This window comes from Roseateles sp. SL47 (assembly GCF_026625885.1).
In the GTDB taxonomy this organism is placed as follows: domain Bacteria; phylum Pseudomonadota; class Gammaproteobacteria; order Burkholderiales; family Burkholderiaceae_C; genus Roseateles.
The window spans coordinates 2,971,315-2,991,044 of sequence record NZ_CP113068.1; the positions used below are offsets into that span (position 1 = coordinate 2,971,315).

General features: G+C 65.1%; 17 protein-coding genes. 13 read left to right on the forward strand and 4 right to left on the reverse strand.

The features are described from left to right. Window positions 1–11 precede the first annotated feature (11 nt). From flgG to OU995_RS13020, 7 genes are all read left to right on the forward strand, one after another. A complete protein-coding gene (gene flgG / locus OU995_RS12990) occupies window positions 12–800 on the forward strand; it encodes a flagellar basal-body rod protein FlgG (protein WP_267835970.1) in 789 nt (262 codons plus the stop codon). A 2-nt stretch (window positions 801–802) separates the two neighbouring features. Beyond that, window positions 803–1,468 (forward strand): flagellar basal body L-ring protein FlgH, encoded by a 666-nt coding sequence (gene flgH / locus OU995_RS12995; RefSeq protein ID WP_267835971.1) that lies wholly within the window; start codon window positions 803–805, stop codon window positions 1,466–1,468. A 462-nt stretch (window positions 1,469–1,930) separates the two neighbouring features. Further along, window positions 1,931–3,031 (forward strand): flagellar basal body P-ring protein FlgI, encoded by a 1,101-nt coding sequence (locus tag OU995_RS13000; protein WP_267835972.1) that lies wholly within the window; start codon window positions 1,931–1,933, stop codon window positions 3,029–3,031. 35 nt (window positions 3,032–3,066) lie between these two features. Next, window positions 3,067–3,405 carry a hypothetical protein gene (locus tag OU995_RS13005; protein WP_267835973.1) on the forward strand — a complete coding sequence of 113 codons (339 nt, stop codon included), beginning with the start codon at window positions 3,067–3,069 and terminating at the stop codon, window positions 3,403–3,405. Between the two features lie 64 nt (window positions 3,406–3,469). Then, the gene (gene flgK, locus OU995_RS13010) at window positions 3,470–4,837 is read left to right on the forward strand and encodes a flagellar hook-associated protein FlgK (RefSeq protein ID WP_267835974.1); all 1,368 of its coding nucleotides are present in this window, start codon (window positions 3,470–3,472) and stop codon (window positions 4,835–4,837) included. Window positions 4,838–4,850: 13 nt separating this feature from the next. After that, window positions 4,851–5,735 (forward strand): flagellar hook-associated protein FlgL, encoded by an 885-nt coding sequence (gene flgL / locus OU995_RS13015; RefSeq protein ID WP_267835975.1) that lies wholly within the window; start codon window positions 4,851–4,853, stop codon window positions 5,733–5,735. 87 nt (window positions 5,736–5,822) lie between these two features. Continuing rightward, window positions 5,823–6,944 carry a hypothetical protein gene (locus tag OU995_RS13020; RefSeq protein WP_267835976.1) on the forward strand — a complete coding sequence of 374 codons (1,122 nt, stop codon included), beginning with the start codon at window positions 5,823–5,825 and terminating at the stop codon, window positions 6,942–6,944. Here OU995_RS13020 and OU995_RS13025 read toward each other — a convergent pair whose 3' ends face one another. Further along, the gene (locus tag OU995_RS13025; protein ID WP_267835977.1) at window positions 6,945–8,561 is read right to left on the reverse strand and encodes a hypothetical protein; all 1,617 of its coding nucleotides are present in this window, start codon (window positions 8,559–8,561) and stop codon (window positions 6,945–6,947) included. A gap of 355 nt (window positions 8,562–8,916) precedes the next feature. Between OU995_RS13025 and OU995_RS13030 the strand changes: the two genes are divergently transcribed. The 5 genes from OU995_RS13030 (at window position 8,917) to OU995_RS13050 (ending at window position 13,036) form a co-directional block, all read left to right on the forward strand. Then, a complete protein-coding gene (locus tag OU995_RS13030; RefSeq protein WP_324288748.1) occupies window positions 8,917–9,636 on the forward strand; it encodes a heparan-alpha-glucosaminide N-acetyltransferase in 720 nt (239 codons plus the stop codon). Between the two features lie 26 nt (window positions 9,637–9,662). Then, window positions 9,663–10,451, forward strand: coding sequence for a 23S rRNA (guanosine(2251)-2'-O)-methyltransferase RlmB (rlmB, locus tag OU995_RS13035; RefSeq protein ID WP_267835979.1), 789 nt, complete (start codon window positions 9,663–9,665; stop codon window positions 10,449–10,451). A 96-nt stretch (window positions 10,452–10,547) separates the two neighbouring features. Then, window positions 10,548–11,177 carry a uracil phosphoribosyltransferase gene (gene upp / locus OU995_RS13040; protein ID WP_267835980.1) on the forward strand — a complete coding sequence of 210 codons (630 nt, stop codon included), beginning with the start codon at window positions 10,548–10,550 and terminating at the stop codon, window positions 11,175–11,177. 231 nt (window positions 11,178–11,408) lie between these two features. Continuing rightward, the gene (locus tag OU995_RS13045) at window positions 11,409–12,215 is read left to right on the forward strand and encodes a hypothetical protein (protein WP_267835981.1); all 807 of its coding nucleotides are present in this window, start codon (window positions 11,409–11,411) and stop codon (window positions 12,213–12,215) included. 173 nt (window positions 12,216–12,388) lie between these two features. Next, complete coding sequence (locus OU995_RS13050) at window positions 12,389–13,036, forward strand: FMN-binding negative transcriptional regulator (protein ID WP_267835982.1); 648 nt, start codon at window positions 12,389–12,391, stop codon at window positions 13,034–13,036. 48 nt (window positions 13,037–13,084) lie between these two features. Here OU995_RS13050 and OU995_RS27465 read toward each other — a convergent pair whose 3' ends face one another. Beyond that, the gene (locus OU995_RS27465) at window positions 13,085–14,626 is read right to left on the reverse strand and encodes a methyl-accepting chemotaxis protein (RefSeq protein ID WP_324288749.1); all 1,542 of its coding nucleotides are present in this window, start codon (window positions 14,624–14,626) and stop codon (window positions 13,085–13,087) included. Window positions 14,627–14,813: 187 nt separating this feature from the next. Continuing rightward, window positions 14,814–15,167 (reverse strand): 2Fe-2S iron-sulfur cluster-binding protein, encoded by a 354-nt coding sequence (locus tag OU995_RS13065; protein ID WP_267835983.1) that lies wholly within the window; start codon window positions 15,165–15,167, stop codon window positions 14,814–14,816. A gap of 17 nt (window positions 15,168–15,184) precedes the next feature. On the opposite strand from OU995_RS13065, the gene OU995_RS13070 reads away from it, so the two are divergent. After that, complete coding sequence (locus OU995_RS13070; protein ID WP_267835984.1) at window positions 15,185–15,724, forward strand: YgjP-like metallopeptidase domain-containing protein; 540 nt, start codon at window positions 15,185–15,187, stop codon at window positions 15,722–15,724. Between the two features lie 222 nt (window positions 15,725–15,946). On the opposite strand, the gene OU995_RS13075 is transcribed toward OU995_RS13070, so the two are convergent. Then, window positions 15,947–19,552, reverse strand: coding sequence for an RICIN domain-containing protein (locus OU995_RS13075; RefSeq protein WP_267835985.1), 3,606 nt, complete (start codon window positions 19,550–19,552; stop codon window positions 15,947–15,949). Window positions 19,553–19,730 lie beyond the last annotated feature (178 nt).

Consider the following 19,730-nt stretch of genomic DNA (forward strand, 5'->3'; position numbering starts at 1 on the left):
AGGAGTGCTTCATGAACCCAGCAATGTGGATCAGCAAGACCGGCGTGCAGGCTCAGGATGCCAAGCTGCAGGCCATTGCCAACAACCTGGCCAACGTCAACACGGTGGGCTTTAAGCGCGACCGGGTGATGTTCGAAGATCTGTTCTATCAGGTGGAGCGTCAGCCCGGCGCGCAGGGGAGCGACGGAACGGCGGCGCCGACCGGCGTGCAGTTGGGCAACGGGACGCGGTTGGTGGGGACGCAGAAGGTGTTCACCAACGGCAGTCTGCAATCGACCGGCCAGAGCCTGGATGTGGCGATTGTGGGCAATGGCTTTTTGCAGGTGGAAGGGCCGGATGGCCGCGCGGCGTATACCCGCGCGGGGCAGTTGCAGATCAATGCGGAAGGTCGGTTGGTGAATGCGCAGGGACTGCGGATCCAGCCGGAGATCACGGTGCCGGCAACGGCGACCGCCATCACGATCGGTGAGAACGGGATGGTGACGGCACGAGTGGCCGGCAGTGCGACCCCGACGGAGCTGGGTCAGCTCCGGTTGACCCATTTCCTGAACCCCGCCGGGCTGATGGCCTTGGGCGACAACCTGTTCCAGGAGTCGGTGGCCAGCGGCACACCGACGGAAGGCGTGCCGGGGGAGAACGGCCTGGGCACGCTGAAGCAGGGGTCGCTGGAAGGGTCCAACGTGCAGGTGGTGGAGGAAATGGTGGACATGATCGCCGCCCAGCGAACCTATGAGATGAACACCAAGGTGCTGTCCGCAGCGGACAACATGCTGCAGGTGTTGGCACAGGCGGCGCGCTGATCATGAAGGCCGCTCGCACACTCCTTCTGGTGCCAGCGATGGTCGCGCTGGTGGCCCTCTCGGCTTGCAGCACCATCGCACCACCCGCGTGGCCAAGCAACGATCCGGGGCAGTTGCCTTTGCCCATCGCCGCCACCCCTCGGCCGGCCGGCGGTGGAGTGTTTGTGGCAGGGCGCAGCGCCAGCCTGATCGCGGATACACGGGCGTTCCGGTCCGGGGATGTGTTGACGGTGGTGCTGGAGGAGGCGACGCAAGCATCCAAGAAGGCCGATACCCAGATGGGCAAGGACAGCAGCCATGGGTTGACCATGGACCTGAATGGGAAGACGCGGTCCTACAGCCTGGGCGCGGATCGGGATTTCACCGGCAGCGCAGCAAGCTCCCAGCAGAACACGCTGCAGGGCGCCATCACGGTGGTGGTGCAGGAGGTGATGGGCAACGGGCTGCTGCGCGTGGCCGGGGAGAAGAGCCTCACGCTGAATCAGGGCGAAGAATTGGTGCGGGTGGCGGGGTATGTGCGGCCGGCGGATGTGGATAGCGACAACCGGGTGTCGTCGCAGCGGGTGGCGAATGCGAGGATTCTGTACAGCGGGCGTGGGGCGTTGGCGGATGCCAATACACCAGGGTGGTTGACGAGGTGGTTTGTGTCGCCTTGGGCGCCGATTTGAGTTGAGTTGCTCTGAGGGGCTTGGGGTGGGGGTGTCGGGTTGGCTTTTGGCTTTTGGGTTTGGGCTTGGGCTTGGGCTTTGGGCGCGGCTGCGGACGCCAACGGGGGCCGGAGCCGAGGTGAGGCCGCGCATGCACAGGCCGGAGCAACGGAAGAGAACTGGGGCCCTGTTTTCTCCATGTCATTCCTGTCTGGCTCCGCCAGCCATTCCCTTCTTTACTTACGAAAACAGGACCCCAGTCCTCTTCCTTTCGTTGCACCGCGTCCCGCCACAGTCCCGATGCGACCGATCAGGATCCGGGGGGCGTGAGCACCGGTACGTGCCGGTGAGTGCAGGCGGATCCCAACGGACGCCGGGGGCTGGGGTGAATCGTGTTGGCGGTGTGTGATGGGTGAGAGGCGTCCTGGGTGAGGGTCAAGGCCGGCATTCAAGAGACGGACTAAACGCTTTTAAGGGGTGGTGATGATGTTGAAGTTGTTGCTTGCATTTGTTCTTGTGACCCTGGGTCTCAGCGCCGAGGCCGCACAGACCGTGCGCCAACTGGTCAACGTGGAAGGAGTGCGGGAGAACCAATTGCTGGGGTATGGGCTGGTGGTCGGCCTCAACGGCAGCGGCGACAGTACCCAGGTGAAGTTCGCCGGGCAGTCCGTGTCCAATTTGGTGAAGCAGTTCGGGGTGAAGCTGCCCGAGCGGACCGAAGCAAAGTCGCGCAATGTGGCCGCCGTGATGGTGAGCGCCATGTTTCCCAGTGGCTATCGGCGCGGCCAAACCATTGATGTGACGGTGTCGTCGTTGGGAGATGCCAAGAGCCTGCGCGGAGGTACGCTCCTGCTCACCGAACTGCATGCCGCCGATGGCGAGGTCTATGCGCTGGCCCAGGGTAATCTGGTGGTGACCGGGCTCAATGCACAAGGGCAGAGCGGCTCCAGCGTGACCGTTAATACACCCACCGCCGGACGGGTGCCGAATGGGGCAAGCATCGAGCGGGAAATCGAGTCGGATTTCGGGTCCCGGCCAGAGGTGGTGCTGAACCTCAAGCGCCCCAGCTTCGAGACCGCCACCAAGATCGTGAATGCAGTCAATGAACGCTTCGGGGTGGACACAGCCACCACACGCGACGGCACCAGCGTGATGGTGCGCGCCCCCGCCGGCAGCACCGAACGGGTGGCCTTCGTGGCACGCCTGGAGGGGCTGAGCGTGGACGCAGCAGCCGCTCTGCCCCGTGTGATCTTTAATTCACGCACCGGAACGGTCGTGATCGCCGACGGCGTGAAGGTGAGGGCCGCAGCGGTGTCGCATGGCTCGCTGAAGGTGGTGATCAGCGAAACGCCGCAGGTGAGCCAGCCCAATCCCTTGAGCCAGGGCAAGACCCAGGTGGTGCCGCAGTCCCAGGTGCGGGTGGACCAGGGGGACGGGCGGATGTTCCGCTGGCCCGCCGGAACCTCGCTGCAGTCCATCGTGGATATGGTGAACAGCATCGGCGCCAACCCGGATGACCTGATGGCCATCCTGCAAGCCCTGGATCAGGCCGGCGCCATCGAAGGCGAGCTTCAGGTGATCTGATGCAGTTGATCTGACACCCGAACGGAGTTTTATCCATGATCGATCTGCCGCAGAACACACCCGTGCCGCTGGACAACAAGCCGGACGCAGAAGCCCGCGTCAAGGCCCAGGCCACCGACGCCGCCGTGAAATTTGAGGCGTTTTTTATCAAGCAGATGATCAGCCAGATGCGCGCCGGCACCCGCGCCCTGGCCGATGAGGACAGCGCCGACAGTAAACGCGTGAACCAGGACATGCTGGACCTGGCCGATGGGCTGGTGGCCGACGCCCTGGCCCAGCAGCGGGCGTTCGGCATCGCCGATCTGATGCTGAAACAGGTGCTGCCGCATTTAAGTGAAAGCCCGGCCGCGTCGCCTTCTTCCAAGGAACGGTGAAGCCGGTCCGGCGCCCCTCGCGCTGGCCTGCGTCATTCCCCCACCCCCAGACTTCGCCCCCGCCATGAGCATCATCCTGAATGGCCTTACCGGCGCACTGGCCGCGCAAGCCGCCTTGAATGCCACCAGCCAGAACGTCGCCAATGCAATGACGCCCGGCTATACCCGCCAGGGCGTGCTGCTGGGGTCGCTGCAGACGCCACAAGGCGGCTCCGGTGTGCAGGTGTCCTCACTGCTGCGGTTTTCCGACGGCTACAAGAATCTGCAGTTGTGGCAGGCCACCAGCAGTCTGGGGCAGTACAAGGCCGGTCAGGCCTATCTGACGCAGTTGGAACAGGTGATGTCGGACGACACTGCCAATATCAATGAGGGCATTGACCAGTTTTTTGCCGCGCTGAACGCCGCCAGCGTGCAGCCGGAGTCGGGGCCGCTGCGGGAGGCGGTGATCACGGCCGCTGATGGGCTGGTCAAGCGGTTTGACAGCCTGCAGCAGTTGCTGGCGAACCAGCAGACCACCATCGAATCCCAGCGCCAGGGCGTGGTCAGCCAGGTCAATACGCTGACGCAGGACATCGCCTTGCTGAACAAGCAGATTGCCGCAGGCCGCAGCGCCGGGTTGAACGACGCCGGCCTGCAGGACGCGCGTGATGAAAAAATCAAGGCCTTGTCCGATCTGGTCAGCGTGCAGGTGGTGGATACGCCGGACGGCGCCAAGAGCGTGTCCTTGAAGGGCGGGCAGCCGCTGGTGGTCGGGGCCGATGCCGCCACCTTGGCCACCGATGGGCCGGGGCAACTGAAGATTCAGTTCGCCAGCACCCAATTCACGTTTTCGGATGTGGGCCTGGGTGGGCAGTTGGGCGGTCTGGCGGACCTCCAGCAGCAGGTGCTCAAGCCAATGGCCACCACCATCAGCGAGCTGGCCCTGGGCTTGGGTAATGCGTTCAACACCCAATTGGCCGCCGGCTTTGCGCCGCCCGCCGCCACGCCAGGACAACCGCTGTTCGACACCAGCTCCGGCCGGCTCAAGCTGACCGGTCTCGCCGCTGCCGATCTGGCGTTCTCCAGCAGTGCCACGGTCAGCGGGGACAGCGGCAACCTGACCGCGCTGGTGGGCCTGAAGCATCAGACCCTGACCCTGACCACCTTCGACCCCAAGGGCAACGCCTCCGGCACCAGCGCCGTGGTGCTGGGCGACGTGTTCACCCAGCTGGTGGGCAAGCTGGGGGTGGCCAGCAGCCTGAATCAGGCCTCCCAAACTACCGCGACCACCGTCCGTGATCAGGCCGAAGAAAACTGGAAGTCCAGCAGCGGCGTCAATACCGACGAGGAAGCAATCAGCCTGATGCAGTACCAGCAGATGTATCAGGCCAACATGAAGGTGGTGGCCGTGGCCAACCAGTTGTTTGACAGCACCCTGGCCATGCTGGGTTGATCAGGAGCCGATCATGCGCATCGCCAGCAATCAGTACCACACCACCATGAACAGCGCCCTGCAGGCCGCCAATGAAGGCTTGACGCATGTCATGCAGCAGATGGCGTCGGGAAAGCGGGTGCTGAAACCGTCCGACGACAGCATTGCCACGCTGCGCCTGTCCCGCCTGTCGCGGGAGGAGGCATCGCTGACGCAGTACCGGGACAACATCGGCGCGCTGCAGAGCCGGTTGAAGACCAGCGAAGTGACCCTGGACAGCATCAAGGACGACCTGCAAGCCACCCGCGACCTGCTGGTGTGGGCCGCCGACGCCGGCAACACCGGCGACGACCTGAATGCCATGTCCGGCTCGATCAAGACCCTGCACGACAGCCTGCTCTACCTCGCCAACAGCAAGAACGCGGAAGGGCGCTACCTGTTTTCCGGTACGGCCAGTGATCAACCCACCGTGGATGCGGCTTATGCGTTTCAGGGAAACACCCAGACGCAGCAGGTCGCCGTGGCCGACAACATGACCGTCTCCGCCAACGTGACGCTGGAGGCCATGGGCGGCTTTTTGCAGCAGCTCAATGCGCTGACCGTCCAGTTGGCCGCCCCCGGGGTGACGGCGGAAGGCGCCCATGCCAACGTTGCCGCGATGATCACGGCGCTGGACCAGACGCTGAATTCGGTGTCCAGCAAGATTGGCCAGTTGGGGGGGCGTCAGAACATTCTGGAGACGCTGGACAGCAACCACGCGTCGGTCAGCCTGTCCAACCAGCAGGCTGCGCTGGACATCGGCCAGATCGACTACGGCGAAGCGGCCACGCGACTGAACAGCTACACCCTGGCGCTGCAGGCGACACAAAAGGCGTATGCCAAAGTGAGCGCGCTGAGCCTGTTCGACGCCATTTCCTGAGCCTTCTTGCTCAGCCCTGTCGTTCAGCCTAGTCGCTCCGCCCCGTCGCTCCGCCCCCACCTTCCGCGCCCTACCTGAGAGCCACCCATGCAGTCCCTGCTCGCACCGGCCACTCCTTCCCCTGCCTCGCGCGCTGCGCTGGGCAGTGGCAGCGCCCTCGCGCCGAGCGCGGCTGCCGGGCAGGGCGGAGCGTTCAGCCTCTCGGCGCTGGGGGCAGCCTTGGCCGATACCAGCACCGCCTCCCAGGGGCTGGCGCTGGTCACGGCCGAAGGAGAGGCCGCCCCCACGCTCCGCGCGGACGCGGACCTGCCGCAGGCTCGCCAGCCAGGCCAGCAACAGCGGCTGGGACGCCTGCAGCAAGGGCTGGACTACCTGGACCGGTTGGCATCCAGCGTCCAGCAGCTCAAAAGTGGGATCAGCGACACCCTGGCTCGGCGCGCCGCACCGTCGGAGACCCTGAACCAGCAGGTGGACCAGTTGCGCCAACTGTGGGAGCAGCGTCCGCAGGAGGCCGGTGGGCGCGTGGATGCCCAGTTGCAGGCGGCTGACAGCCCCGACGCCAGCGCCCGCCAGCGCTTCAAGCTGCGAGGGCTGGATCTGGCCGTGTTGCAGCACGGCGGCCGGGAAACGCTGCGGCTGCAATTGCCCGGCCAAGCCGTGCCGCAAGGAGCGGGCACCAGCGCCAAGCCGGTGCAGTTGTCGGTCACCCTGCAGGGCGAGGGCACACAAGAGCAGTTGCAAGGACTGGCCAAGGCCCTGGCCCCAGCGGGATTGCAACTGCAAGTGCAGGGACAGGACATCATCTTCCAGGTGTCCGAAGCCCAGTGGCCGGCCCTGCGGGACGGCATGACGGTGCGTGGCGAGGGCAAGCGTTTTCCCAGCGGTCAACCGGTTCGGGCGATGCTGGAACCAGCGCCGGAAGCCCTTCAGCCTCAGCGCTGGAACCTGCAGGACACCAGCGGCCAGCGAGAGGCGCTGGGGCAGTTGCTGCAGGTCCAACCCCGGCTGGCGCAGGCCCGCCTGGTGTTGGGCCAGCAATTGCAGCAGGTCAGCCGCCCCGGGCTGACCGCCTCCAGCGAGGCCGATGGCCTCGCCAGCGACATCACCGACGCCATGCAGTCCCTGGACTTTCAGTCCCTGGGGGCGCTGCTGCCCGCCGTGCAAGGGCTGCATCGGCAGCGGGTGCAGCAACTGCTGGCACCACGCTGATCACAACTCCTCGACCAGATCGTTGTACTGGTAGGCCGCACACAGGGTGTGCCTCACCAGTTGGCTCTTGGAAAACTGCAGGATGAGCTTGGTCAGGAGGGACGATTCATGGCAACTGCCCTGTTCCACGGACCCCACGGATTGATCCGAGCCTTTGAGCTTGGCCAGCAGGTCCGAGGTGTTCTGTGAGGGTACCAGGGGGTCCGAGCTGAAGTGATACAGCACCACCTTGGCTTCCGGAATGACATAACGCTGGCTGTTGCCCACCGCACTGCCGGAACGCCACAACACTCGCAGGTGGTTGTAGCGACCCGCCTTGAAGTCCTCCAGAAAGCTCGCCTGGATCCCCCCGCTGGCATCAAAGACCTTTTGCGGGTCGTAGTCCAGCTGCTGGTAGGACTTTAATGCGTCCAGAGAAGACTTCAGGCGCGACGGCACCAGGTTCAGATTTTCATGCTTGGAATAGGCGTCCCTCGGTTGGCCGGCCAGGGCCAACAAGTTGCTGGTATAGGTGCGGTCCAGATCAAAAGGGCCCGCCAAGGTGCTCACCAGCTTCACCGGACCCATGGGCGCCAGATAGGGCAGGGCCGCGAAGACCGAGTAGCCGCCTTGGGAACTTCCCACAATTCGAAGATCCTGGCTGTCGGTGGCACCATATTGCTGGCGCAGGTGGGCCCGAACGGCGCGCAGCATGTCCCGGGTCTGGACGCCAGTATCCCGGGCCACGAGATAGGCCTGCTCCAGCGAGGCGGTGTCGCCCACGCCGATCAGGTCCGGTGCGATGAAGATGTGGCCCCGGCCCGCAGCCATCAGACCCGGCAGCAGCTCAGCATGGTTGCCGGACGAGGGCCCAGGGGTTTCGCTGTCCTGGGCGCCACGCTGGCCGATGAGCATCGGTGTGCGGGAATAGTCCAGCGGGGAACCGTCCGGATGGACCGGCAGCACCATCAGACCGCTCAGCGTCACCGACCGGCCGTCCGGCAGCGAGCTGGTGTAGGTGATCTTCTGGATGCGCGCAGCGAACTGGGCATTGGGATGGGAGAAGTTGGGCAGTTCGCTGGACAGCGTCGCTTCAATGGCCTTGGCCACGAGTTCACTGCCGTTGGCCAGCTCCAGCGCCAACGCCGAAATCAGGTCGTTGATCTGCGCAGGTTGGAAGGTGGTCAAAGCAGGTAGACCCTTCATGGCGGCCGGAAGATCGGTCACCAAGACGGGTAGGCCCGCTCGACCATTTCCGGTCGTGAAGTTGAACAGACGTTCGTTCCCCCGGTAGACGCTGTACGTCGAGGCGGCGGACAGGTCGGCCTGCGGTTGCAGGGAGAGGGTGCTCACCGCGCCCCCATCGGGATGCGGTGCATCGTTGCTGATCAGCACGGTGGTGGGCACGGTGTTGCCCTCGGCATCGGCCAGGCGGAGATCCGCGCAGGCGCCGGCACTGGGACCGGTGGAAATGACGGTCGGTTCGACGTTCACCAGCACATCCGTGGCGCCGGACGCCGGGGTGGCGACCGCCACGGCACAGGGCCGATCGGCTGGCGTGATGACATCCACAGTGGTGGGCGGGCCGATGGTGCCTCCGCCCCCGCACGCGGCCAGTACCGCGGCTGCCGTAGCCATCAATGAGGTGTTGATGAGAGTGGACACCGCCGAGGGGCGGGCAGGGGGAAGGCGGTTTTGCGCCGCAGTAGGTGAAAGCACAGCAGTCCTTGAAAGAATGTGGTGCTGCATCGTCTCGGCGAAGTGCAGGCGCACTCAATGACACATCCGTTTGCACCTGACGCCTGCCATGTGTGTATCGCGGTGAGGGCTGACCCTTTTAAGTGGGTCGCTGGGGGGGCGAGGACCTCCCCTAAACAAACGATCCCCAGCGCGGGCGGGCCGCCCGCCTTGGGTAGACTGCGGCCCGATGAATGCGCAGGCTCACTCCCCATTTGCAAGCCCTGGCCCCAGCTCGAGTTCGGAGCGGGCTTCAGTGTCGGCCACGCCCCGCTATGGCCGTCTGGACGCCCTCCGCGGCGTGGCCATGGTGTGGATGACGATCTTCCACTTCTGCTTCGATCTGGCCTTTTTCCGTCTGATCCATCAGGACTTCTATCGGGATCCCTTCTGGACCTGGCAACGCACGGCCATCGTCAGCCTGTTCCTGCTGTGTGCGGGCATGGGGCAGGCCGTGGCGCTGGCTCAGCACCAGAGTGCGGAACGCTTCTGGCGCCGTTGGGGCCAGATCATGGCGTGTGCGCTGCTGGTGTCGCTGGGCTCGTGGTGGATGTTTCCGCGGTCCTTCATCAGTTTTGGGGTGCTGCACGGCATGGCCCTGATGCTGATCCTGGTGCGCTTTGGTTTCGCGCGGCTGTCGGGACGCTGGCTGGTGTTGTTAGGGCTGGTGGCGGTGCTGCTGCCGTTGTGGATCGCCCATCCCTTCTTCGACACCCGCACCACCAATTGGGTGGGGCTGGTCACCCACAAGCCGCTGACCGAAGACTACGTGCCGGTGCTGCCCTGGCTGGGGCCGATGCTGTGGGGGTGCGCGCTGATGCGGGTGCGCAGGGTGCAGGACCTGCTGCAACGACCGCTCCCCCGGGTGCTCCAGCCGCTGGGCGTGCTGGGGCAGTGGTCCTTGTCCTACTACATGCTGCACCAGCCGGTGCTGATTGGTGCGCTGATGGGCGCCCAGGCGCTCGGCTGGTTCTGAGCGCCGGAGCGGCGACAATCGGGCCCATGAGCGCATCCAGAACATCCAAGGCCGGTGGCGACGACGCCGCTGTGGCCGGCGGCAAGACCCAGATCCTGTTCGGCTTCCATGCCATCACCGTCCGTCTGAAGACGGCACCGGCGTCGGTGCAGGAGATCCTTTTTGACGCCACCCGCAAAGACCAGCGCATGCGCGGCTTTCTCGAGAAGGCTGCGGCGGCGGGGGCGCGGCTGGTGGACAGTGACGACGAACGTCTGCTGAAGCTGTGTGGCACCCATCGCCATCAGGGCGTGGTGGCCCGGGTGAAGCCGGTGGCCCAGCATCATTCGCTGGACGACGTGCTGGACGAGGTTGAAGGGCCGCCGCTGCTGCTGGTGCTGGACGGCGTCACCGATCCGCACAATCTGGGGGCCTGCCTGCGGGTGGCCGACGGCGCGGGTGCCCATGCGGTGGTGGCGCCGAAGGACCATGCGGTCGGCCTGAATGCCACCGTGGCCAAGGTGGCCAGCGGCGCCGCCGAAACCGTCCCCTACCTGATGGTGACCAACCTGGCCCGCGCCCTGAACGAACTCAAGGAACGTGACATCTGGGTGGTAGGCACTTCGGATCAGGCTGAAAAGACGCTGTATGACCTGGACCTGACGGGCCCGGTGGCGCTGGTGCTTGGGGCGGAAGGCCCCGGCATGCGGCTGTTGACGGCCAAGACCTGCGACGAGCTGGTGCGCATCCCGATGCAGGGCGCCGTGGAAAGCCTGAATGTCTCGGTGGCCGCAGGCGTCTGCCTGTACGAAGCGCTGCGCCAGCGCAAGCCCTGAGCCCCAACGCCGAGCCCCAGCCCCCGCAGCGTGCCCGGATGGGCACGATCTTTGCGGGGGGATAATCTGTCCATTTCGTCCCCATAGTGATCCGTCATGTCCGTCATTGAAGTCAAACATCCCCTGGTCAAGCACAAGATCGGCTTGATGCGGGAAGCTGACATGTCCACCAAGAAGTTCCGGGAACTGACCGGCGAGGTGGCCCGCCTGCTGGCCTATGAGGCCACGGCCGACTTCCCGCTGGAGAAGACAAGCATTGACGGCTGGTGCGGCCCGGTGGAGGTGGACCAGATCGCGGGGCGCAAGGTCACGGTGGTGCCCATCCTGCGCGCAGGCCTGGGCATGCTGGATGGTGTGCTGGACATGATGCCCAACGCCAAGGTCAGCGTGGTGGGCCTGGCGCGGGACCATGAAACCCTGCAGCCGGTGAACTACTTCGAGAAGTTTGTGGGCAAGCTGGAATCGCGCACCGCGCTGATCGTGGACCCGATGCTGGCGACCGCCGGCTCGATGATCGCCACGGTGGACCTGCTCAAAAAGCGCGGCTGCCAGGACATCCGCGCCCTGGTGCTGGTGGCGGCACCGGAGGGCGTGGCGGCGCTGGAAAAGGCGCATCCGGACGTGCGCTGCTGGACGGCCGCCATCGATTCCCACTTGAACGAACAGGGCTACATCATCCCGGGCCTGGGTGATGCGGGTGACAAGATCTTCGGCACCAAGGAATGAGTTGACGATGCGCTGGGTGGCTTGGCATGGCCGGGCTAAATCCGATAGGGGCCGATAAAGCCCAGCAAAGCCGGATAAAGCCGGATAAAGCCGGATAAAGCCCGGTAAAAAAGAACAAGACCCCGCAAAAAAGCCTGCCTTTGCAGGCTTTTTGCTTTTGGGGCTTCCCCGCCCGTCTGCACGCGAGTAGGCTTCGGGCGCATGTCATCGATTCGCCACAATCTTCCTGTAATGCAGGCTGAGGCCGATGTGATGCTGCTGGCCTGGTGGCGCGCGCTGCGCGTTCTGGCGGTGCTCAACATCGGCTTATGGCTGTTGGTGCTCAAGCTCGGGCCGGCCCGCGGGTTTGACGCGAGCCTGCATCTGGGCCTGTCCGGCGTCTATGTCCTGGTCTGCGCCTACCGGTCTGTGTTTCCCCGGGTGGATCTGGAGCGGCTGGTGGTGGTGGACACGCGCTTGTCCAGCATCTTCCTGGGCCGCAGTGCCGCCACGGTGGCGGAGATCTGCTTTGCCCTGCAACTGGGGTTGATCGTCCATCAACTGGCTGGCCACGCTGGCATGCCAGCGGTGCAAAAGGCCGCGTGGTCCATTCCGATCTTCATGGTGGTGGCCCAGGCTTTTTGCTGGCACAGCGTGCTCACGCTGAATCACATCACGCAGGCGGTGGAGTCCTCGCTGTGGGCGGCGGGCTTTTCCTGGATGGCCTTGCTGCTGGGGGTCATTGCGCTGGGCAGCAGTGGCTGGGTGCAAGCCTTGTCCCTGTTTGGCATGGTGGCCGCAGGAGGCTTCGTGACCTATGTGCTGAGGGTGGACGTGCCGATGTATTGGCGCCGCTACCGCCAGGGGCGGGCGCAGGGGCTGGTCTATATGCGGCTCCATCAGGGGGCTCGTGACGCCTGGGAGCGGCGCGTGCATAGCGGCCGCTGGGAGGCCTGGAAGGCCGACGCCTTGTGGCTGACCCCTTACTTCAGCGTCGGTGTCTGGATCAGCATTGCGATGGCGTGTGTGCCTGGGCTGCCGGAGACATTGCAGCGCTGAGCGGTTGGCCCAAACCTGCACTACCGGAACAACCGTTCTTCATCGGGGTGAAGCTGCCTCGGCGGTGTCTTGTGCCCAGGGCGGGTTGGGGATATGGTCGCGCCTTCGCTCGAACGCTGCCTGACAAGCCCGCAGCTCCGTTTGCTCTCTGGCCCGGAGAACCTCCAACCCACATGTACATCCCCGCCCCTTACGCCGAGTCCCGCACTGAAGAACTGCACCGCATGATCCGCGAGCATTCGCTCGGCATGCTGGTGACCCATGGCCCTGCGGGTCTCGACGCCAATCACATCCCCTTCCTGCTGGACACCAGCGCTGAAACAGGTCCGCGGCTGCTGGCCCACGTGGCGCGCGCCAACCCGGTGTGGCAGATGGGTGCCGCTGGCTCGGGCGGCACCGACGGTACCGAGGTGATGGTGGTGTTTCGCGGCCCCAGTGCCTACATCTCGCCCAACTGGTACCCGGGCAAACACGAGACGCATCGGCGGGTGCCCACCTGGAACTACGAGGTGGTGCATGCCCACGGCCGGATGCGGATGCGCGACGACGAAAAATTCGTCCGGGGCGTCATTGCCCGGTTGACCCGCCAGCATGAAGCCTCCCAACCCGAGCCCTGGAAGATGGGCGACGCGCCGCCGGATTACATCGCAGAGTTGATGGCCCACATCGTGGGCATCGAGATCCAGGTGGAACGCCTGGAAGGCAAGCGCAAGCTCAACCAGCACCATTCTGCTGAGGACCGCCAAGGCGCGATCGAGGGGCTGGAGGCTTCCGGCTCCGCCGCGCTCGCCCAGGCCATGAAGGCTGCCGCCGGCTCATGAAAAAACACCCCGGAGACTGCCGTCCCCGGGGTGCTCATGACAATCCGTTCAGTTCAGCTTGAAGCTCGACACCGCTTCCACCAGCTGCGCGGACTGATCCCGCAGGCTTTCCGCCGCAGCGGCGGATTGTTCCACCAGCGCGGCATTCTGCTGCGTCATCTGATCCAGTTGCGTCACGGCCTGGCCAATCTCGCCCAGGGTCAGCGCCTGCGAAGCGCTGGACGAGGAGATCTCGCCAATGATGCGGGTGACGCGTTGCACGCTGGCCACCACATCCCGCATGGTGTTGCCAGTTTCGCCGACCAGACGGCTGCCACCATCCACACGTTCCACCGAGGCAGAGATCAGCGACTTGATCTCCTTCGCCGCTTCCGCGCTGCGCTGTGCCAGCGAGCGCACTTCACCGGCCACCACGGCAAAACCACGGCCCTGTTCGCCGGCACGGGCGGCTTCCACCGCCGCATTCAGCGCCAGGATGTTGGTCTGGAAGGCAATGCCGTCAATCACGCCGATGATGTCGGCAATCTTGTTGGACGACTGCTGGATGTCGTTCATCGTGCTGATGACCTGATCCACCATCGCGCCGCCACGGCCAGCCACATCCGAGGCCGTCTTGGCCAGGCTGTCCGCTTCACGGGCGGCTTCGGCATTCAGCTTCACGCCTTCGCTCAATTGGGCCATGGCTGCACCGGTCTCCTCCAGGCTGCTGGCGGCCTGCTCCGTCCGATTGGACAGGTCGGCATTGCCGGAGGCGATTTCGCTGGAGGCGTGGCGCACCTGGTCGGCGGCGGAACGCACCCCGGCAATGGTGGCGGCCAACCGTTCCTGCATGTCCTGCAGCGAGCGATTCAGCTGAGCCACCTCGTCGGAGCCCTCCGCACGGTGGGTCTTGCGCAGGTCCCCTTCGGCAATCGCCTGGCTGAGGGCTTGTGCCTGGTTGAGCGGCTCGGTCACCGAGCGGGTAATGACCAGCGCCACGATCACACCCAGCACACTGGCCACCGACATCAGCACAATCACCAGCAACTTGGTCGATTGCGCCTCTTCCTGAGCCTCCACCCGTGCGGCGTGTAGCAGCTTGCGGGTGTGCTCGGCAAAGACGTCAATGCTCTCCAGGTAGGCATTCATGGCCGGGATGAGCTTTGTCGCTGCGCCGGCCTTGATGTCATTGCCGGCGGCCTTCTCCTTGACCAGCACGTCGCGTGCGTCCTGATAGGCCTTACGGGCTTCACCAATCTTGTCGATCAGCCGGGCGGCTTCCGGTTCCTTGATGCTTTCATCCAGCTCCTTCTGCACCTGGTCGATGCGAGCCGACAGCTCTTTGGAACGCGCGGTGAAAGCCTTCACGAAAGTCTCATCGTCCATCACCATCTGCACGATGCGGCGCTGGATATTGCCTTCGGTCATGCCCGCCCACTGGCGCGAAAGCTCCAGCGTGCGCATGTCCACTTCCACCAGACGCTCAATGCGCTGGTGCAGCATGGACACCCGCAACACCCCCACCGTGGAGGCCACCGCCATCAGGACGATCACCAGTGCAAAACCCGTCAGCACACGGCTGCGGAGACGCCATTCATTGAGCTTCAACATGCTGTTCCTTCTTGTATGGACTCACTCGGTCCAAAGTCTCCCCCGCAATGCTGAGGCTTTCCGGCCTTCGGTGATAGATGTCAGCCCGGACGCTTTGTGAATTGCGACGCGCTAGAGCCCGGCTGCCGCCGGAGGGTCATTGAAGGTGTTTCTTTTTCACGTCGATATCCGAACAATGTCGGCAGCATCAGTCGGAGGCGCCATCGCCCGGCGGGGGCGCCATCAGCGAGGGCGGGGGAGGGGCCTTGCCCATGTGCGTGGCGGTGGGGGCTGCCAAGGTGATATCTGACTGCGCCACGGCCACGCAGGGGAGGATCCATCCTTCCTGCTTTTCTTCGCGCGAGAGGCCGGGCCATTCGATGCGGTAGCTGATCTCGCCGCTTTGGAGATGGGCGATGCAGGCGCGGCAGGTGCCGTTGCGGCAGGAATGGGGCAGGCGCACGCCGGCCGCCAGGCCGGCCAGGAGCAGCGGCTGGCCAGGTGTGGCGTCGAAGGTCCAGCCCTGTGGGGCTACCGTCACACGGAATCTTGGTTCTTCCATGTCGATATCATGCCCGCATGAGCATGAAGTATTTGCAGGGCTATCCGCCGGCCCTGGTGGCGCAGGCCCGGGCCCTGCTGGACAACGGGGAACTCGCGCCCTTGCTGGCCCGCAAGTATCCGGAGCCGCATGAGGTGCGCAGTGACAAGGCGCTGTTCGATTACACCCAGGCGCTCAAGCAGCGGTATCTGCGCAATGCGGACCCGCTGTCACGCGTCTGTTATGACGCCAAGCTCAAGGTGGTGCAGCATGCGCTGGGCACCCACACCCGGGCCACTACGGTGCAGGGCCATCGCCTCAAGGCCCGCCGGGAGATCCGCGTGGCGACCTTGTTCAAGGAAGCGCCGGCCGCGTTTCTGCAGATGATCGTGGTGCATGAATTGGCCCATCTGAAGCATCCGGACCATGACAAGGCGTTTTACCAGCTGTGCCATCACATGGCGCCGGACTATGCCCAGCTGGAATTCGACCTGCGCCTGTGGCTGAGCTGCGCCGACCAGGCCGCAACTCAGCCCCCCGCACCGGCGACGTCCGCTGAGCGCAATCAGGTCGAATGACTCCCACGGCCCGATGGCCGCGCAATTGGCCATCAGGGCAGACGCGCCTGCATTCGCCGCCGTGACATAGAAGCGATTGGCAAGCGCCCGCAGTACCACCCACCTGGTAGCGGGCCGGATTCGGTCCGCCCGGCGGGGTTAGGCCGGCGGCGGCGCTGCCCAGGAAGGTGCTGCGAGAGAGAGTCACGGTGGCATTCCAGCAAATGAATAGCGACCGTGGGTTCAAGGCCAGGCGCGTTGCACCCAGTCGTTCAGGGTGGTCAGGCGGGCGGCCTCCACACCCAGCCGTCCGCCCTTCCAGACGGCGTACTGCAGCTTCTGCTCGGCGGTGACGCGGTAGTCCTGCGACTCCATCGCATACAGGCCGCCGGACCACTGCACCAGCGCGCGTTTGCTGCGGTCCAGGCAGAACGCAAAGCCCGCCGTTGGCTCCGGCTCGCCCAGTTCGGTGTTGTTGGGGTCGCAGCGCCGCCAGGCGGCCGGGTCGGTGGTGGTGTAGAGCTGGTTGAACTGTCGGAAGGCCCCGTTCAGCACTTTGAGGTACAGCCCCGCCTGAAGTTGATCCAGCTTCACAAACGGCGTACCGCCGTTGCCCTGGGTGGTGCTGTATTCCATGAAGTTGGTCGGCGCCAGATGCTTGAGCACCTGGGCCCGGCTGAAGCGGCCCCGGTTGTCGGGCAGCGGGCGGGTGTCGGTGGCCACATAGAGCGGGATTCGGTTGTTCACGTATTGCGCCGACTTGATCCGGGCTTGCAGCAGGCGGATGTCGCTGAGCAGCGCGGCGTTGGCCTGGGCCGGTGTGGCAGTGCCCAGCAGCTCCGAGAGGTATTGGTCGAAGCCGGTGAGATAGGGCCAGTCCACCGAGTAGTTCACCCAATCGCCCTGCGCACCGGGATTGAGGGTGACCTGGGCTTGATACCAGGCATTGGTCCGGTAGTAGGAGCCCGCCTTGTTGCCGGTCTCCCAGGCCAGAATCCATTCACGGGTGGTCTTGCCGCTGCTGTCGAAGTCGGTCTGGTAGACCATGTGTGGCGCCAGATAAAAGGCGCTCACCGTGTTGAAGGGCCATCCGCGTGCTTCCCCGCGGCCGGTCCAGGTCTTGGTGGCGGCGTCGTAGTCGCCGATGAACCAGCGCTGGTCCCCTTCCAGTCCGTAACGTTGCGCCCATTCCCACTGCTGCACCAGATTCCACTGGAACATGCTGGCCACCACCCGTTCAATGAAGGCATTGGTGGTGAATGCGGCGGGCTCATCGGCCATTCGAGCCGGTGAGGCCATGCGCTGCAGATTGGCCGCGCCGACCTGGGCACCGTATTGACCGGAAGCTGCAATGTGGTTGCCGCGCCCGCCGCCCAGGAACGCATACACCTCGAAGCCATACGGCTGGATCAGGCTCTGGATGTCATTGCGTTGGGACGGGCTGAGATGGCTCCAGTCGCCAAAGGTGGATGAGCGATTCGCCTCGAACCATGCCGCGATGCGCTTGGAGGTGGCGTAGGGGTCCAACCGTCCGTTGCCTGCAAAGGTGGCGCCGCTGGTGAAGGAGCCGGTGCTGTTGGCACCAACCGGCCAGATGTCCATCGGATGCATGGCTGGCAAATAGGAGTTCCAGTCCGGGAACTGGATGGGCATCGCCACCTCGCGCGCATTGAGTGTGGCAGTGGCATCCATCACCTTGTCCACATCAGCCTGGGTCAGGGCCAGGGCCGACGTGTCCTGTGGTTTGCCAAACAGCGCTTTGATGGCTTGGGTTGGTGAGTCCACCACGGCATCGAGACCCGCGCCAGCCGACCATTCGGTCACCGGGCGGCTGTCCAGACCCGGCCCGGGCTGATAGGGCGGATTCCAGGGGGCGGCCTGGGCCACGTGGGGCAGGTTCTGCAGCGCGTAACGCAGATAGGCGGAGATCTGCCTGCCTTCGGTTTCAGTCAGGCCGTGGAAGCGCGAACGCTGGATGATGGCATTGTTGGAGTAGTTGAAATATTGAAGGTCCCGGCCGTCGGAGGCATGGCAGGAGGCACAGGCGGCGTGGATGGGGCGGTTGGCCAGGGTGGACTTCAGCAGACGGTCTTGCGCTTTCCACAGCGTCTCGCCGGCCGTCACATCGGCGCTCCAGGTGCGCCCAGCCAGTTTCTCGGCTTGGATATCGGCCCGTTCCACCGCATTGGTCGCAAGGCTGCTGCCCTGGGCATTGCGGATTTGCAGGTCAATGATGCGGTAGCCGTTGGATTCGCCGTCACTGCCGTTGAAACGGAACTGCACCAGGTTCACCCCCGTCACCAGGCGGGCCTTGGTGGCCGCGTCCAAGGTGAGCTTCATCCGGGCGGTGTACACCCCCCCACGCTGCAGGCCCCCCTGCACGCGCTCGGGGTCGGCCAGGGTCATGGTGCTGTCGGTGATGTCCACCCAGGGGATGCTGGCGGCATCAGCCACGGCGGTGCCGCCCAGGATGCGCAGGCTGCCTTTGATGCGGGCCGGCGCTTCGGTGGTGGCCTCAAACTCGGGCGGGCCGAAGAAGCCGCAGCGATGGCAGCGCATCCACAACTCCGTGGCAGCGCTCACGCCATTGGCGTCGAGGGTGAGATTGGCCGTGGCTGTCACCGGTGCGCTGGGCAGTCCGGCGCCCAGCAACTCCAGCGGAAGCGTCAGCGCGGTGGTGGGCGTGGGGGAGGTGCCGGAGCCGGGCGGCGTGGTGCCGCCGCCGGAGCCACCACCACCCGAACCACCACCGCTGCCATCACCGCCGCTGTCGCCGGTGGTGGGGGCGGTGACCGGTGTCCACACGCCGTTGTCGGTGGTGACCAGCCGCCAGAGTTGATTGGCTTTTCCAGCACCGCAGTCCCATTGCTGAATGGGCGCACCGGCATCGGTGCGTTCTGCTGTCACGTCCAGGCACTGATGGCTGTGCAGCGCCTTCAGCTGGACAGCCATGCCATCGGCCGTCGGCAGGAAATGCTGATTGCCGCCTTCGGTGTCCGGCCATTGCTGGACAGCAGTGCCGGCAGCCGTGGCCGCGCCGGCCACATCCAACAGCTTGCCACTGGCGACATTGCGCAGGCGGTAACCCCCATCCGCTGCCAGGGTCAGCTCAAAGCGTTGCCGGTCCGCGCCGGTGCAGGCGGCCTGAATCACGCGGTCGGCGTCGGCCTGGCCGGTGTTGGCCAGGTCCAGGCAGAGATTGGAAAGTGTGGACTGGACGCTGAAGCGCCCATAAGGCAGCAGGCCGCGCACCGTGGCGGACGTGGACTGCGGATAGAGCACGAATTGCTGGGTGGCCCCTGCATTGCAGGTCATCTGCTTGAGCGCGCTGCCCTGTACGGTCACGCATTTGGCGCTGCCGGTGTTCATCAGGCTGAACAGATGGCCCTGGACTGGGCTCAGCGTGAAGCGCTGCGCCGTGGTGTCGTTGGCGGCCCAGAGCTGAAGGGCGGCGCCATCGGCGGTGGACATGGCCTCAAGGTCAAAGGACAGGCCGGTGCTGACCTGCGTCAGGCGGGTGGAACCATCGGCCTGCAGGCTGAGGTCAAACGCCTGGCTGGTGCCTGCGGTGCAAGCGCTCATGGTGAGCGTGCCGGCGCTATTTTCTGCGCCATTCCCAGCGGCGGCGCCAGTGATGCATTGACCGGTGGAGGCCAGCGCCATCACATAGCGTCCAGCGGGGACAGCCGGGGTGTCCGCAGCGGTGCCTGCGGCTGCCAGGGCCTGTTGGTGGGTGGACTGAGAGGCCGCCGCCTCGACCGTGGTGGACGACTTGCCGCCGCCGCAAGCGGCCAGCAGGCTCAGCAGCATCACACCAAGCGTGCCGCGCAGCCCCAAGCTTGCGGGCATTGGCAGCCATCGCGGGTGAATGCGGCCCGCGACGCGCTGCGCCGGGAGAGTGAAGCATCGCGCCATGTCGACTCCTGATTCGGGGCGGCTGGCCGGTATGCAGGCCGTCCCCGGGGTTCGTGATTGGCGCGGATTAGAAGAGCGGGCAATGACAGGGACAAGCATTGCCGCCCCTCTG